Source organism: Alteriqipengyuania sp. (assembly GCF_964222115.1).
GTDB lineage: Bacteria > Pseudomonadota > Alphaproteobacteria > Sphingomonadales > Sphingomonadaceae > Alteriqipengyuania.
In genome coordinates this window covers 12,714-27,704 of sequence record NZ_CAXQBM010000051.1, presented here as the reverse complement: position 1 = coordinate 27,704, position 14,991 = coordinate 12,714, and the positions used below count along the sequence as shown (strand labels likewise).

Annotated in this window: 16 protein-coding genes; 10 read left to right on the top strand and 6 right to left on the bottom strand. The window is 63.8% G+C overall.

Annotated elements, in window-relative coordinates:
* Window positions 1-43: 43 nt before the first annotated feature.
* Window positions 44-694 carry a hypothetical protein gene (locus tag ACEQXE_RS08000; protein ID WP_370178362.1) on the bottom strand — a complete coding sequence of 217 codons (651 nt, stop codon included), beginning with the start codon at window positions 692-694 and terminating at the stop codon, window positions 44-46.
* An 85-nt stretch (window positions 695-779) separates the two neighbouring features.
* On the opposite strand from ACEQXE_RS08000, the gene ispH reads away from it, so the two are divergent.
* The 3 genes from ispH to rnhA are packed head-to-tail and all read left to right on the top strand — an operon-like array spanning window position 780 to window position 3,189.
* Window positions 780-1,778 carry a 4-hydroxy-3-methylbut-2-enyl diphosphate reductase gene (gene ispH / locus ACEQXE_RS07995; RefSeq protein WP_370178361.1) on the top strand — a complete coding sequence of 333 codons (999 nt, stop codon included), beginning with the start codon at window positions 780-782 and terminating at the stop codon, window positions 1,776-1,778.
* Window positions 1,779-1,801: 23 nt separating this feature from the next.
* The gene (gene thrB / locus ACEQXE_RS07990) at window positions 1,802-2,758 is read left to right on the top strand and encodes a homoserine kinase (protein WP_370178360.1); all 957 of its coding nucleotides are present in this window, start codon (window positions 1,802-1,804) and stop codon (window positions 2,756-2,758) included.
* A complete protein-coding gene (rnhA, locus tag ACEQXE_RS07985) occupies window positions 2,755-3,189 on the top strand; it encodes a ribonuclease HI (protein ID WP_370178359.1) in 435 nt (144 codons plus the stop codon). The genes thrB and rnhA overlap by 4 nt, the downstream gene beginning before the upstream one ends.
* On the opposite strand, the gene ACEQXE_RS07980 is transcribed toward rnhA, so the two are convergent.
* The 3 genes from ACEQXE_RS07980 to ACEQXE_RS07970 are packed head-to-tail and all read right to left on the bottom strand — an operon-like array spanning window position 3,186 to window position 5,502.
* Entirely contained in the window at window positions 3,186-3,362 is a 177-nt protein-coding gene (locus tag ACEQXE_RS07980) for a YegP family protein (RefSeq protein WP_370178358.1), read from the bottom strand. The genes rnhA and ACEQXE_RS07980 overlap by 4 nt on opposite strands.
* A gap of 55 nt (window positions 3,363-3,417) precedes the next feature.
* Window positions 3,418-4,515, bottom strand: coding sequence for an NAD(P)/FAD-dependent oxidoreductase (locus ACEQXE_RS07975; protein ID WP_370178357.1), 1,098 nt, complete (start codon window positions 4,513-4,515; stop codon window positions 3,418-3,420).
* A 9-nt stretch (window positions 4,516-4,524) separates the two neighbouring features.
* Window positions 4,525-5,502 (bottom strand): alpha/beta fold hydrolase, encoded by a 978-nt coding sequence (locus ACEQXE_RS07970; protein ID WP_370178356.1) that lies wholly within the window; start codon window positions 5,500-5,502, stop codon window positions 4,525-4,527.
* Window positions 5,503-5,591: 89 nt separating this feature from the next.
* Here ACEQXE_RS07970 and ACEQXE_RS07965 point away from each other — a divergent pair, with 89 nt between their 5' ends.
* The 7 genes from ACEQXE_RS07965 (at window position 5,592) to ACEQXE_RS07935 (ending at window position 12,993) form a co-directional block, all read left to right on the top strand.
* A complete protein-coding gene (locus ACEQXE_RS07965) occupies window positions 5,592-6,083 on the top strand; it encodes a prepilin peptidase (protein WP_370178355.1) in 492 nt (163 codons plus the stop codon).
* A 146-nt stretch (window positions 6,084-6,229) separates the two neighbouring features.
* Window positions 6,230-7,306: a Flp pilus assembly protein CpaB gene (cpaB, locus tag ACEQXE_RS07960; RefSeq protein WP_370178354.1), complete on the top strand. Its 1,077-nt coding sequence runs from the start codon at window positions 6,230-6,232 to the stop codon at window positions 7,304-7,306.
* A gap of 2 nt (window positions 7,307-7,308) precedes the next feature.
* Window positions 7,309-8,931, top strand: coding sequence for a type II and III secretion system protein family protein (locus ACEQXE_RS07955; protein WP_370178353.1), 1,623 nt, complete (start codon window positions 7,309-7,311; stop codon window positions 8,929-8,931).
* A 14-nt stretch (window positions 8,932-8,945) separates the two neighbouring features.
* A complete protein-coding gene (locus ACEQXE_RS07950) occupies window positions 8,946-9,587 on the top strand; it encodes a CpaD family pilus assembly protein (protein ID WP_370178352.1) in 642 nt (213 codons plus the stop codon).
* A 25-nt stretch (window positions 9,588-9,612) separates the two neighbouring features.
* Complete coding sequence (locus ACEQXE_RS07945; RefSeq protein WP_370178351.1) at window positions 9,613-10,935, top strand: pilus assembly protein CpaE; 1,323 nt, start codon at window positions 9,613-9,615, stop codon at window positions 10,933-10,935.
* A gap of 70 nt (window positions 10,936-11,005) precedes the next feature.
* Complete coding sequence (locus tag ACEQXE_RS07940) at window positions 11,006-11,977, top strand: type II secretion system F family protein (protein WP_370178350.1); 972 nt, start codon at window positions 11,006-11,008, stop codon at window positions 11,975-11,977.
* Window positions 11,977-12,993 carry a type II secretion system F family protein gene (locus tag ACEQXE_RS07935; RefSeq protein ID WP_370178349.1) on the top strand — a complete coding sequence of 339 codons (1,017 nt, stop codon included), beginning with the start codon at window positions 11,977-11,979 and terminating at the stop codon, window positions 12,991-12,993. The genes ACEQXE_RS07940 and ACEQXE_RS07935 overlap by 1 nt, the downstream gene beginning before the upstream one ends.
* 104 nt (window positions 12,994-13,097) lie before the next feature.
* Here the strand turns inward: ACEQXE_RS07935 and mtnP are convergent, their stop codons facing one another.
* Window positions 13,098-13,970 carry an S-methyl-5'-thioadenosine phosphorylase gene (gene mtnP, locus ACEQXE_RS07930; protein WP_370178348.1) on the bottom strand — a complete coding sequence of 291 codons (873 nt, stop codon included), beginning with the start codon at window positions 13,968-13,970 and terminating at the stop codon, window positions 13,098-13,100.
* Window positions 13,967-14,854: a crotonase/enoyl-CoA hydratase family protein gene (locus tag ACEQXE_RS07925; RefSeq protein WP_370178347.1), complete on the bottom strand. Its 888-nt coding sequence runs from the start codon at window positions 14,852-14,854 to the stop codon at window positions 13,967-13,969. The genes mtnP and ACEQXE_RS07925 overlap by 4 nt, the downstream gene beginning before the upstream one ends.
* Window positions 14,855-14,991 lie beyond the last annotated feature (137 nt).

The following is a 14,991-nucleotide window of genomic DNA, read 5'->3' as shown; positions in this document are numbered from 1 at the left end:
CGCGCCCCGCAAGGGAGCGCAGGCTTCGGTCGCCCCAATAGGGTCAGCGCGTGGCGTTGTAGGCGAGCTGATCTTCGGTCAGCTGGAAGCCGACAAGCAGTTCGAAACTGGCGGCCTGCACGGCTGCACGGACTTCCGGATCGGCCAGCGGATCGAGCGCTGCGTCGGGGTCGCCCGCCTTGCGGCGGCGCGTGATCCGCTCGCGCACATCCTCGGGCAAGGTCGCATCGGCACGGTTGATGAAGGCTCCGGCCTGCCCCTGGCCGACCGCGCGATCCTGCCCGTCGGCAAAGCTTACGCGCACCGTGCCCACGCGCTTGGTCACCACCGAACTGCCGCCGCGCAGCACGACCGAGAAATAGGGCAACTCCACCGTGCGCACACCGCGTGTATCGGCGCGGCTGGCGTACACGTCGAAAGTCGCATTGGCGTACACCTTCTCGCCCGCCTCGTCGCACGTGGTGCGCAGGTTGGTGATGTTCGCCTCTATGTCGAGATCGCTGGCAAGGCGGCTGCCTGCACTGCGGAAGGTTGTGATGTCGCCAGTGTAATCGGGGATGCCCACCGCCGGGCAAAGCGTACGAACGGCCTGAATTCCCACGCCTTCGTTCGTAACAATGCGGCCTTCCTTGGCGCACGCCGTCAACGCAAGAACGGCAATTGCGGGGGCAATAAAGCGGGCGGCAGGATGCATCTTGGTATCGTCCCTGATCGATCTTGTATTCAAACTGGTCCCGGCCACCTAGCGGCGCGCGAGCATAATGGCTAGATAGGCTCGCATGAACGCCGCCTTTCCCCCCGAGCAGCTCTCCCCCGAGAACGCGCCTGCCAAACCGGGCGCCCGACCGGGCCTGACGATCCTGATTGCGGCGCCTCGCGGCTTCTGCGCAGGTGTCGACCGTGCGATCGAGATCGTGGAGCGTGCGCTCGAGAAATATGGGGCACCGGTCTACGTTCGGCACGAAATCGTCCACAACCGCTATGTGGTCGACGGCCTGCGCGAGAAGGGCGCGATTTTCGTCGAGGAACTGGACGAGGTGCCCAATGACGCGCCGGTCGTGTTCAGTGCACACGGCGTCCCCAAATCGGTCCCGGCCGAAGCGGATCGGCGCAAACTGCTCTATGTCGATGCGACCTGCCCGCTGGTCAGCAAGGTCCACCGTCAGGCCGAACGCCAGCTGGAGAAAGACCGGCATATCATCTTCATCGGCCATGAAGGCCACCCGGAGGTGATCGGCACGATGGGCCAGGTGCCTGAAGGCAAGATCACACTTGTCGAAACCGTGGACGACGTGGCGAAGCTGCCTTTCACTCGTGACGACAAGTTGTCGTTCCTGACCCAGACCACGCTTTCGGTAGACGATACGCGGGATGTGATCGCTGCGCTCCAGGCGCGCTATCCCGATATTGCCGGGCCCAAGGCAGAAGATATCTGCTACGCCACGTCCAACCGGCAGGCGGCGGTGAAGGAACTGGCACCCGGCAGCGACCTGGTGCTGGTAATCGGCGCGCCCAATTCCTCCAATTCGCTGCGCCTTGTCGAAGTGGCGGAACGCTGTGGCACAACCGCCAAGCTGATCCAGCGGGCGAGCGAGATCGACCCTGCGTGGCTCGATGGCGTGGGGACGGTGGGCCTGACAGCCGGCGCCTCCGCTCCCGAAACGCTGGTCCGCGAAGTGGTCGACAAGCTGGCCGAATGGCGCGAGATCGACGAACGCCCGATCCTGGTCACCGAAGAGAAGATGACCTTCAAGCTGCCGCGCCAGCTGGTCGACTGATCCACTCGCGAGGGGCGCGCGCCTTGGCCGTCTACACCCACCTCACTGCTGCCGAAATCGAGGGGTTCTTGGCCGACTACGACGTCGGCGAGCTCCGCTCCGTCAAGGGCATTGCCGAAGGGGTTTCGAACTCCAACTGGCTGGTTGAGACCACCCAAGGCCGGTTTATCCTGACCATGTTCGAGGCGCGGACCGAGGCGGCAGACCTGCCGTTTTTCCTCTCCCTCCTCGATCACCTCTCGGCCAAGGACCAGCCCGTACCGCGCACGATCCATACGCACACAGGGCTGCAGATGCGCGATGTGCGGGGCAAACCCGCCGCGCTGATCGAGTTCCTGCCCGGCATTTCGATCGACGAGCCGGAAGAACCGCACGCGTTCGAAGTCGGCGTTGCCTTGGCCAATCTTCATCTTGCTGCGCAGGATTTTCCCCGGCTGCGCAAATCCTCTCTCTCGATCCCGATCTGCGTCGACATGCTGCACAGCCGGGCGGGCCAGTTCGACGCAATCGACCAGCAGTTGGCTCAGATCCTGCCCGATTGCGGGGACCATATCCGCGATATTCTGCCCACGGACCTGCCGCAGGGGACGATCCACGCCGACCTGTTCCCCGACAATGTCCTGTTCGTCGATGGAGCGGTGACGGGCCTGATCGACTTCTACTTCGCATATACAGGCGCATTCGCGTTCGATCTGGCAGTGTTGCACGCCGCGTGGAGCTTCGCACTGTGCGACAACACGTTCCGGCCCGACATCGGCTCCGCATTAATGGCGGGGTATGAGAGCCGCCGCGCATTGGAGGAGCGAGAACGGCCCGCCCTCCCCATCCTCGCACAGGCTGCGTGCCTGCGGTTTGTCGCAACACGGGTGGAAGACTGGTTCGCGACCCCCGAAGATGGCCTTGTGCGGCGCAAGGACCCCATGCAATTCGCTGAAAGGCTTGCATTTTATGCGCAGTCGGGCGACGCGCCCTTCCAATGAGCGATGTGCAGATTTTCACCGATGGTGCGTGCAAGGGCAATCCCGGCCCCGGCGGCTGGGGCGCATTGCTGCGCAAGGGCGCGACCGAGAAGGAGTTGTCGGGCGCGGAAACGGACACCACCAATAATCGCATGGAGATGACTGCCGCTATCGAAGCGCTATCCGCGCTCAAGCGGCCCTGCACCGTCGATCTCTACACGGACAGCAAATACATGATCGACGGGATCACCAAGTGGCTGCCGGGATGGCAGAAGCGCGGGTGGAAAACGGCGGACAAGAAGCCGGTCAAGAACGAGGACCTGTGGCGGCGCCTGTCGGAATTGAACGCCAAGCACCGGGTCACGTGGCATTGGGTCAAAGGTCACTCGGGCCACGCCGAGAACGAACGGGTCGACCAGCTCGCCAGCGAAGCCGCTGCGAGCATACGCTAGGAGTTGTCGACCGTTTCCGCGCCGGGCCCGTTCTTCTTGATCGAATCGATCGCGCTCCGGGCGCTCGCCTTGCTGGAATAGCCTTCGGTCGAGAACATGACCTCCGAGTTGTACTTGAAACGGACCCGGAATTCCCCGGCCTTGTCCTTGTAGATTTCGAAAGTGTGGGCCATCGCGCTTTCTCCTCTGGACTATCGCCGCAAGCCTAACCCTGCTTACGACAGTTTTCTACCCGAAGCGGTCCGGCAAGAAGTTTTTCGCATTGAGCGTACCGGTCATGTCATCGCACGGCCTGTCGAGATAAACCTGCGCTGCAAGCCGGGCGGCGGCAGGCGCGGTCTGAATCCCGTAGCCGCCCTGCCCTGCGAACCAGAAGAATCCAGGCACTTGCGCGTCCCAGCCGATCACCGGCTTGCGGTCGGGCGCAAAACTTCGCAACCCTGCCCACGTCCGCTCGACCTTGGTCAGCGCAGCATCGAATACCTTCTCGAACCGGTCGATGGCCTGCGCCACCGCGAGCTCCTCAGGCACGGCATCGCAGGGCGGCATCGGCGTTTCATCATGCGGGCTGAACCACATCGCATCCGCGCTTTCCGGCTTGAAATAGAAGTGGCCGGAAATGTCGAGGGTCAGCGGGCCGTCGCGCGGTGCGGGTGGATCGGCGCGCAATTGCAGCATGGTACGCTGGAGCGGCTGGACGCCGAGCGCGCGGGCACCGGCCAGATCGGCGACAGTGTCGGCCCAGGCACCTGCCGCATTCGCGAGCGATCCGGCACGCCAGTCGCGACCATCGGACGCCTGGAGTAGCCAGCCATCTCCGACGCGCTCTATCTGCTCGATCCTCGCGCGGGTAACCAGGTCAACGCCCTCACCCTTTGCAGACTTGAGATAATGTTGGTGCAGGCCCGCAACGTCGATATCGGCACAATGCGGCTGCCAGATCGCCTCGCACCATTCGGATCGCAGGCTGGGATAGTGATCTTGCGCCCTGCCCTTGGGCAAACGTTCGAACCGCGCGCCCGTATCGCTGAAGCGATCCACGAACGCTTCTATCTTCGGCACGTCTTCTTCACGACCAATATAGAGCGCACCGCGCGGAGCGAGAAACCCGCCTTCGCGCAAATAAGGCTCTGACGCGCGGCTCAGTGGGACAATGTCCGGCCCACCATAGCATTCTTCCCAGAACGCGGCCGAGCGCCCGGTGGTGTGGTAGCCGGGCATGTCCTCACCCTCGATCAGCAGCACGCGTGCATGCGGACCGATCTCTGCGGCAAGGCTCGCGCCCGCCATCCCCGCACCAATGATCGCCAGATCGTAGTCAGCCATCGATGCGATCTAGGGCTTTGCCGGCGCTTTGCGATCGAGGAAATCGGCGATGCCATCCATCGCACGATCGCGCACCGCATCGACCTCGCGCAGGATTTCGTGGTGAGCTTCCTTCTCGAACTTAAGCAGTTCGCCAAACGGAAGCCGTTTCGCCGCCCGCTCTATTGCCGCCCATGCCACCAGTTGGTCATTGGTCGTTCCAAACAGGAATACCGGTGTCTTCACGCCTTCGAGCGCGCCCTTTGCCTCGATCACACGCATAGACGCGATGGCGGCAGCCACCCAGCCCCAGCTTGCCGGGCCCATCGCCACATCGGGTCGCGCGTTGCGCCACCATAATTCGTCTTCATAGCGGTCAACGTCGTGCGTCAGCAGTGCGCCGCGATCCTCGGGCAGCGCGCCGGGCTTCTCGCTCGTCTTCCAAGCAGGGCGACGCGGATCGCCCAGTCGCGCCAGCGTCTTCGAGACCGGTCCAAGCAGCCAGAGCGGGCCGGGTGTGCCCGTAAGGCCGAGCATCGGGGCGGAGAGCACTGCGGCATCGGGCGTAGCACGCTTTTCGACCAGCGCGCGCAAGACAAGATGCCCGCCCATCGAATGCCCGATGAGGACGTGCGGACCCGGCGTTTCCTTGACCCACTGATCCCACAGGATGGCCAGATCGGCGGTCCAGGTGCCGAAATCGTCGATGTGCCCGGTCAGTCCGTCGTTTCCGAGCCGTCCCGAGGTGCCCTGACCGCGCCAATCGCTGGCGGTGACACGCCATCCTGCACGCGACCATTCGTCCAAACTTTCCAGGTACTTCTCGTAATGGTCGCCGCGCCCCGGCATGAACAGGATGGAGCCGCGTGCGCTGCCCTCTCCCTGACTGGGCCAGTCGATCCGCCTAATCTTTGCTCCGTCGGCAGCCTGCCAATGGCTTTCTTCAGCCGCTGCCGGGATGACACGACGGTCGATTGCATTGACAGGTTTCATACGACTATCGGTCATACAGGCAATTCCCCGGCTCTTGGTTACTTTTTGGTAAGCGCGAAGGCCTAGCACGTCACCCGGAACTTGGGAGACGGGGCCCGGCGACGATGAGCGAATATCTGCAATATGCACTGCTGGTAGGGCTGGCAATCGCGCTGGTGACGGCAGCGATCACCGATCTCAGGTCTCGCCACATTGCCAACTGGCTGACCGGCGCAGTCGCGCTGGGCGCGCCGCTGTTCTGGTGGGCCAGTGGCCTGTCCCTCTGGCCCGACATCGCCCTGCAACTCGCGGTCGCGCTGGCGGCCTTTGCTATCCTGGCCGTGCTGTTCGCACTCCGCGCAATGGGCGGCGGCGACGTAAAACTCCTCACTGCGCTCGCATTGTGGATTGCGCCTCTGCAATTCGGCCAGTTGGTCGTGCTGATGGCTCTGCTGGGCGGAGCGCTGACACTGGCATTCGGCGCATGGCACGTGATGCAGCGCCGCAAGGAACGGCTCGCAATTCCCTACGGCGTCGCAATTTCGGCAGCCGGCCTGTGGGTGCTTGCCGCGCATTACTTCCCCGCCGCCCATCAGGCGATCGGGCTGAGCGTGTGATGTCTGGTTCACTAGCGTGAACAAAGATCTCCCGCCCCGAAGCCAGACAAGGGGAGTGAACTCCATTTTAACCACTTCCCCCATAATCACCTCAACCATGTCGGCCAGAAGTCCGGCACCTGATCGATCTGGGGGTCACGTAAGTCATGGATAGGAAAAAGCTGGTTCTGTTGCTGGCAGCACTGGTCATCGCGGCAGGCACGGCCTTTATCGCGCGATCAATGTTCGCCGGGTCCAGCTCGCCCCAGGCGGTTGCAGCGGTCGGCGCGCCTGCCGAGCCCACGGGGCCGCGCGTACTGGTTGCCAATCGCAGCCTGCCGGTCGGGACGATCATCACCCAGGACGCCATCGGATTCCAGGCATGGCCCACCGAACTGGTGCAGGATGCCTATTTCATCGACGGAGAAGCGGACGTGACCCAGTTGCTGGGCACGGTCGTTCGCTATCCGATCACCGCCGGTGAGCCGGTGACGCAGGGCGGCCTCGTCGCGCCGGGCGATCGCGGTTTTCTTGCCGCCGCGCTTGGCCCGGGCATGCGCGCCGTCACCGTCCCGGTGAATGCCAACACCGCCGTTGCCGGGTTCGTCTTTCCGGGCGACCGGATCGACCTGATGATGACGCACGATGCCAACGGGCTGAAGGCGACCGAAACGATCCTTCGCAACCTGCGCGTGCTCGCCACCGACCAATCGACCAGCCAGGCGACCGTCGAAGGGCAGACCGCGGTGCGTACGTTCAGCACGGTCACGCTCGAGGTGACGCCCAAAATCGCAGAGAAAATCGCGGTCGCGCAGACGGTCGGCACGCTGAGCCTCTCGCTCCGCTCGATTGCCGATAACGCGTCCGATCTGGAGCGTGCGCTTGCATCCGGCGACATCAAGATTCCCGACGACGCGACGCCCGAAGAAGAAGAGCGGCTGCTCGCCCGGGCACGCGCCATGCCGAGCGATACTGCATCCTCTTACGTCACCGGGGCAGACGTTTCGCGCTTCGCAATCCGCACTGCCGTGCAGGCAGCGCCGCAAGGCAATACCGCCGCGCCGAGCGGACCAGCCCAGCCTGTGCGTGCAGAAGGCGCCGTCATGCCGGCAGCTCCTGCAGTACCGAGCGGCCCGACCGTTCGCGTGATGCGGGGCCAGCAGAGCACCAGCGTTTCCGCCGGAAAGTCCGGCGGCGTACAAACAAACACCGCGCAAACCACGATTATCGGGGAGCGCGACTGATCATGAAAAAGGCCAGCTTGATGATTGCCACGCATAGCAATGCCACGCCCGCGCGGGCCCGGCGCAAGCTTCGCCCTGCGCTGATCGGCGCCGCGCTGTTCGCTGCGCCGCTTGCCGCCATGCCGACCATGGCCGACGCCCAGACGGTCGTTCGTCCGACGCAGGATATCGTCCTGTCGATCGGCAAGGGAGAACTGATCAACGTGCCCGGTTCGATGAGCGACGTGTTCATCGCAAACGACACGATTGCGGATATCCAGGTCAAGTCGCAGCGCCAGCTCTACCTGTTCGGCAAGTCCGGCGGGGAGACCACGGTCTATGCCAGCAATTCTGCGGGCGATGTGATCTGGGCCGCCAATGTACGGGTCGGCTCGAACATCGGCAGCATCGACCAGATGCTGGCGCTGGCCATGCCGCAAGCCAAGATTTCCGTCGCCACGATGGGCAGCAACACCGTGCTGCTGACCGGTACGGTCGCCAACCCCGAGGATGCGGCAGAGGCGGAACGCCTGGTGCAGGCCTTCCTGGGCGATGAAACCAACGTTATCGCGCGTATCACCACGGCAACGCCCTTGCAGGTCAACCTGCAGGTCCGCTTTGCCGAAGTGAGCCGATCGCTGGTCCGCGCATTGGGCGCCAATTTGACCACGGTCGACAGTTCGGGCGGGTTCAAGTTCGGCGTGGCCCGCGGTCGCGGCGCCTTTGCGCAGAACGTGCCTTCCACGATCGATCCGGTGACTGGCCAGCGCATCCCCGCAGGGCCGCTCGCAGTGGGCCAGAACTACGAAGGCGCGGGCTACAACATTGTCGACAACATCCAGGGCGGAACCACGCTTGCCGGTGTCGGACGCCTGCTGGGCCTCGATATCGGCGCGGCACTCGATCTGGCGGAGACCAACGGGCTCGTCAGCACGCTTTCGCAGCCTAACCTGACCGCACTTTCGGGCGAAACGGCAGACTTCCTTGCCGGCGGCGAATTCCCGATCCCGATCAGCCAGGGCCTCGGCTCGACCTCGGTCGAATACCGCAATTACGGCGTGAAGCTGACCTACACGCCCACAGTACTGGCCAATGGCCGCATTTCGATCCGTGTGGCGCCCGAGGTATCGGAGCTTTCCACGCAGGGCGCAGTGACGCTCGACGGGTTCCAGATCCCCGCGCTCATCACGCGCAAGGCATCGACCACGGTCGAACTGGGTTCGGGCCAGAGCTTCATGATCGCCGGCCTGATGAGCAACAATGCCCAGAGCACGATCGACAAGGCCCCCGGCCTCGGCGACGTGCCGATCCTGGGCAACCTGTTCCGCTCCAACAGCTTCCGCAAGGGCGAAACCGAACTGGTGATCGTCATCACACCCTATCTGGTGAAGCCCGTCGACGGGAATGACATCCGCCTGCCTACCGATGGGTACTACAGCCCGACGGTACTCGAACAGCTCGGAATGAAGGAAACGGGCGGCCCCCGGGCAGGTCAGGCCGGTCGTCCCATGCCGAGTGCGAGCGACCGCCAATCTGCTGCCCCGGGAATTTCGCAGGGCGACACGAGCAACCAGCGCCAGGCCCAGCAACCGCGCCGGAAAGAGCGCAGCGCTTCTGCCGCGCCCGGCTTCAGCATCAACCAGTGAGAGGACCTACGGCCATGACCACTACCAAGCGCATTGCCGCAGCCGCGATTGCCTCCACGCTCGCCCTCTCGCTCTCCGCGTGCGGCGGGAACATGAACCGCAGCCTCTATTCGACGGCGCAGCCCGTGGTTGAGCGCACGCACTACACGCTCGACCTTGCAGGCGGCCCCGGCGGCCTGTCGATCCCCGAACAGCGCCGTCTTGCAGGCTGGTTCGAAGCGCTCGACCTCAAATACGGGGACCGTGTTGCGATCGATGCGGACACGACAAGTCCGGCCACCACTGCCGCAGTTGCCGCGATTGTCGATCGCTACAGCCTCGCTCTGAGCGACCAGGCCCCGATTACCGAAGGTTTCGTGCAGCCCGGCTACACCCGCGTGGTCGTCACCCGCTCCATCGCGACCGTGCCCGGCTGCGCGGATTGGTCGGACGACTACGATGGCAACTACGCCAACGCGACCAGCCGCAACTACGGCTGTGCCACCAACAGCAATTACGCGGCAATGGTCGCCAATCCGGAAGACCTGATTCGCGGACGGGAAAGCGATGGCAGGCCCGTCGTGACCACATCGAACCGCGCGATCGAGGCCTATCGCAGCGGGAACGGCACGTCGGGCGCTGGCAGCGCCGCGGCGACCGCCGGCAGCCCGGAATAGCGCAGGGAATGAACGAGGAAGCACGATGAACGCACCGTGGAATTCAGGCATGCCGGGCAACCGCGATCCCTTCGCCGCCTTCATTTGCGACGATAACGCGCTCGATACGCTGCGTCCTGTCGTGGCAGAGCTTGGCTGGGCGCCGGAAAAGTGCGCCAAGGGCGGGCTGCGCAACGCAATCCAGAGCCTGTCGGTCACCTCCAGCCCCAACATTTTGCTGGTAGACCTGTCCGAATGCAGCGATCCGTTGACCGAGATCAACGGGCTCGCCGAAGTCTGCGAGCCCGGCACGGTGGTGATCGCCGTGGGCCAGGTCAACGACGTGCGGCTCTACCGCGATCTGCTCGCCAGCGGGATCCACGATTATTTGCTGAAACCGCTCGCCGCGACGCAGTTGCGCGATGCGCTGAACGAGGCGCAGGCCGTGTTCAGTGCGCCCAAGGCCATCGACGCACAGTCGGCCAAACGGCACGTCTCGACCGCAGTCGTCGGGACACGTGGCGGGGCTGGCGCATCGACCGTCGCGACATCGCTCGCGTGGCTGTTCAGCGACGAACAGAAGCTGCCGACCGCCCTGCTCGACCTCGATGTGCACTTCGGCACGGGCGCACTTACGCTCGACCTCGAGCCGGGCCGCGGCCTGACCGACGCGATCGACAATCCCAGTCGTATCGACGGACTGTTTATCGAACGCGCGATGATCCGTGCAAACGACAACCTAGCAGTGCTTTCGGCCGAGGCGCCGATCAGTGCCCCGATGATGACCGACGGCGCGGCCTTCGTGCAGCTGGAAGAGGAATTCCGGCAGGCGTTCGAAATCACCGTGATCGACCTGCCGCGCAACATGCTGATCAACTTTCCGCAGTTGCTGGCGGATGTGAACATCATCACGCTGGTGTGCGAGTTCACGCTGGCTTCCGCGCGTGACGCGATCCGCATTCTCAGCTGGCTCAAGACCTATGCCCCGCACGCGCAGGCGCTGGTTCTGGCGAACAAGGCGCAAAACGGACTGGGTGAGATCACCCGCGCGGATTTCGAAGCCTCGATCGAGCGGAAGGTCGATTTCGTGCTTCCCTACGATGCCAAGGCCGCAACCAACGCGGCCAAGCTGGGCCAGGCCTTCGTCGAGGCCAACAAGTCCAGCAAGGTCACCGGGCAGCTGCGCAGCGTTGTCTCGCACGTGCTGTCCGCCGGTGACGAGGTGGCCGAATCCGAAGAGGCGTCAACCGACAAGAAGTCGTTGCTCGGCGCGCTCGATCTGAAGTCGATCATGTCCACGGGCAAGCGCGGCAAGACGTCGGCGGCGAAGAAATCCAAGACCAAGGGGGCGGCGAAGGCCGACGCCTGATTCAACTGGCACGTCCCGGCCCATCCGGGAGCCGCCCTTTGAAAGCAGGTAACGGACCAAGAAAGAGGCAATGGACCTTTTCCAGATCTTCTTGCTGATTGTCGGCCTCTCCGCCGCTGTCGGGCTCGTCTATGCGAGCCTGAGCGCACCTTCGTCGCGCAAGCAGGTGCAAAAGCGGCTGAGCGGCGTGCGCTATCGCCATTCGGAAAGCGCCGACGCCAAGGTCGAATCGCAGATGAAAAAGGCGATGGCTGCGCGCAAGCCCAAGGTCCACAAGGTTGCCGGCAGCAATTCACGCACCGAAGCGCTGATCCTGCGATTGCAGCGGACCGGCATGGGCTGGACTGTCTCGCAATATATCTACGTCAGCCTGGGGTTGAGCGTGTTGGTAGGCCTGATCCTATTCCTCCAGTCGGGCGTGGCCCTGCTATCGCTGATCGGCGGCCTGCTGATCGGTGCAGGCCTGCCGCATATGGTGGTGGGCTTCTTCATCAAGCGCCGCACCACGCAATTCGTCACCAAGTTCCCGGACGCGATCGACCTGCTAGTTCGCGGCCTGCGATCCGGCCTGCCGGTGACCGAGACATTGGCGGTGGTCGCGCAGGAAATCCCCGGCCCCGTGGGGATCGAATTCAAGGGCATCATCGAACGGATCAAGATCGGCCGGTCGATGGAGGAATCGATGCAAGTCAGCGCCGACCGGCTCAACATCGCCGAATTCAACTTCTTCACGATCACACTCGCGATCCAGCGCGAGACGGGTGGCAACCTGGCAGAAACGCTCTCCAACCTCTCCGACGTGCTGCGCAAGCGCAGCCAGATGAAGCTCAAGATCAAGGCGATGAGCTCTGAATCCAAGGCCTCCGCCTATATCGTCGGCGCATTGCCGTTCCTCGTCTTCGGGATGATCTTCTGGATCAACCCCGACTATATCGGCGCCTTCTTCGAGGATGAGCGCCTGATCGTGATCGGCCTTGGCGGGCTCGGCTGGATGGGCATTGGCGTGTTCATCATGGCCAAGATGGTGAGCTTCGAGATCTGATGGACTTTGCCCCCGCCTTCCTCTTCGGGACGCCCGCAGGGCCCACCTTGCTGGGCTTCGACGTCATCATGGTGGCGACGCTGCTGGTCGGTGTTGCCGCGCTTGCCATGATGCTGGCGATCTACGCGGCGGTGACCGTGCGCGATCCCATGGCCAAGCGGGTCAAGGCGCTGAATGCCCGGCGCGACGAGCTCAAGGCGGGAATCGTCAAGGAGCACGGGCGAAAGCGCAAGAGCCTGGTCCGCCGGACCGAGAAGACCGACAAGGTCAAGGACACGCTCAACAGCTTCAAGATCCTGCAGCCCAGCCAGCTGGCGGAAGTACAGCAGAAGCTGGCCCATGCGGGTATCCGCAACAAGGAATACGCCGTCTACGTGATCGGTGCGCGCGCGATCCTGCCGATCGTACTGGGACTGCTGGCATTCTACTTCTTCTACCTGTCTGACGCGTTTCCCGATTGGGGCAGCTTCAAGCGGCTGGGCGCGCTCTCCGCTGCGGTATTCCTTGGCTACAAGGGGCCGGAACTCTACATCGCCAACAAGGCCAAGAAGCGCACGGATGCGATCCGCAAGGGCCTGCCCGACGCGCTGGACCTGTTGGTGATCTGCGCCGAAGCCGGCCTGACGGTCGATGCCGCGTTCAACCGGGTCGCCAAGGAACTGGGCCGCGCCTATCCCGAATTGGGCGACGAATTCCTGCTGACCGCCATCGAGCTGTCGTTCCTGAACGAGCGCAAGAAGGCGTTCGACAACCTCGCCTACCGTGTCGACCTGGAAGCGGTACAGGGCGTGGTCACCACGCTGGTCCAGACCGAACGCTACGGCACGCCGCTGGCATCGGCGCTGCGCGTGCTTTCGGCCGAATTCCGCAACGAGCGGATGATGCGTGCCGAAGAGAAGGCCGCGCGCCTGCCCGCGATCATGACCGTACCGCTGATCCTGTTCATCCTGCCCACACTGTTCATCGTGATCCTTGGCCCGGCAGGCTGCAGCATCGCGGACGCATTCGCGAATTAGAGACCGCCTAGACGGGATCCGCTCGTCCTGAGCCTGTCGAAGGGCGAGCGCGAGGCTTCGTTCGCGGTTCGACAAGCTCACCACGAACGGGCTTGGTGCAGACTCTAACTCAGCACCCGCCCCGCCACGGCATCCAGCTTCGCCATCAGCGTCTTGTCGCGCATTTCGGGTGCGGTGATGATCGCATGTTCCAGCGCCGTATCCACCGGGCTCGGCGCGCGCGTATCGGGCAGGGTTGCGACCAGTTCGTCGAGCATCGCGCGGGCGCGGTCCGCATTGCCTTTGAGCACTGCGAGGATATCGAACGCCTCGACCCCCGCTTCCTCGTCGCGCCAGCTGTCGTAGTCGGTGACCATGCCGATCAGCGCGTAGGGCAACTCCGCCTCGCGGGCGAGCCGCGCCTCGGGCATCCCGGTCATCCCGATTACGTCCCCGCCCCAGCCGCGATACATGCGGCTTTCGGCGCGGGTGGAGAATTGCGGGCCTTCCATCGCCACATAGGTTCCGCCGCGATGCACGGTCGATCCGCTCGCCTCCGCCGCATCGGCGACCAGCGCGGCGAGGCGCGGACACACCGGATCGGCAAGGCTCACGTGCGCGACCAGACCTTCGCCGAAGAAGCTCTGCGGCCGGTCACGCGTCCGGTCGATGAACTGGTCGACGCCCACGAAATGCGTCGGCGCCATTGCCTCGCGCAGCGATCCGATCGCGCTGATCGCCAGCAGGTCGGTCACGCCACAACGTTTCATCACGTCGATATTGGCGCGGTAATTGACGCTATCGGGCGATTTCGCATGCCCTGCCCCGTGCCGCGCCATGAAGGTGAGCCGCACGTGGCCGATTGTACCCGTGGTCACCGGGCCGGAGGGTTCGCCAAAGGGAGAAGACACCTCGATCTGCTGCTGTCCCTCAAGCTCGATCCCTTCGTACAGGCCCGAACCGCCAAGGACGCCAATATGCCACGCGGTACTGCTCATTTGTATTCGGGCTCCTGCCACCAGGGATAGAAATCGGGCATGTCGGTGCTGACCTTGCCGGTGAATTCGGGGGGCCGTTTTTCGAGGAAGCTGGCGATGCCTTCTTTGGCATCGGCCCCACGCGAAAGGCGATAGATCGAACGGCTGTCGATCCGGTGCGCCAGCATCGGGTGTTCGAGCGAGGAAAGCCGCCACAGCATCGCGCGAGTCATCGAGACCGAGATGGGCGAGCTGTTTTCCGCGATCTCGCGCGCCAAGCCAAGCGCGGCATCCATCAACTCGCCTTGCGGGTGGACCGAACGGACCAGCCCCGCATCCAGTGCTTCGCTCGCGTCGAAGATTCGCCCGGTCATGCACCATTCGAGCGCGGTCGGCAGGCCGACCAACCGGGGGAGGAACCAGCTCGACGCGGCCTCGGGAGTGATCCCGCGCCTGGCAAAAACGAAGCCAAAGCGCGCATTGTCCGAACACAGCCGCATGTCGAACGGCAGTTGCATCGTCGCGCCGACACCCACCGCGACGCCATTGCACGCGCCGATAAGCGGCTTTTGCGAATTGAAGAGGCGCAGAACCAACTGCCCGCCGCCATCACGCACGATGGGATCGGACAGGTCGTCGACCGTCTTGGGGTCTGAAAAGACGTGCCGCTTCGTGCCGTCGGGGTTGTCCGGCGGTGTCAGATCCGCCCCCGCGCAAAACGCCCGCTCCCCCTCACCTGTAACAATGACAGCGCGCACTGCGTCGTCCGCATCGGTCGCGTCGATCGCCGCGATCAGTTCGTCACGCATGACATGCGTGAACGCGTTCATCTTTTCCGGGCGGTGCAGCGTGATCGTGGCGATTGCGCCATCAATATCGAGCTTAATCTGGGTGAAGTCAGGCAATGGCGTGGTCTCCTCGCTGACACACCTGACACAGTGTTATGACGCAGAAAACCGCCTTGGGCACAGCAGTGCCCGGTTCACATATTTTCGAGGGGTTGCAGGTGGCCATCTCGCAAGCGCGATAGAGCACTCGCGGC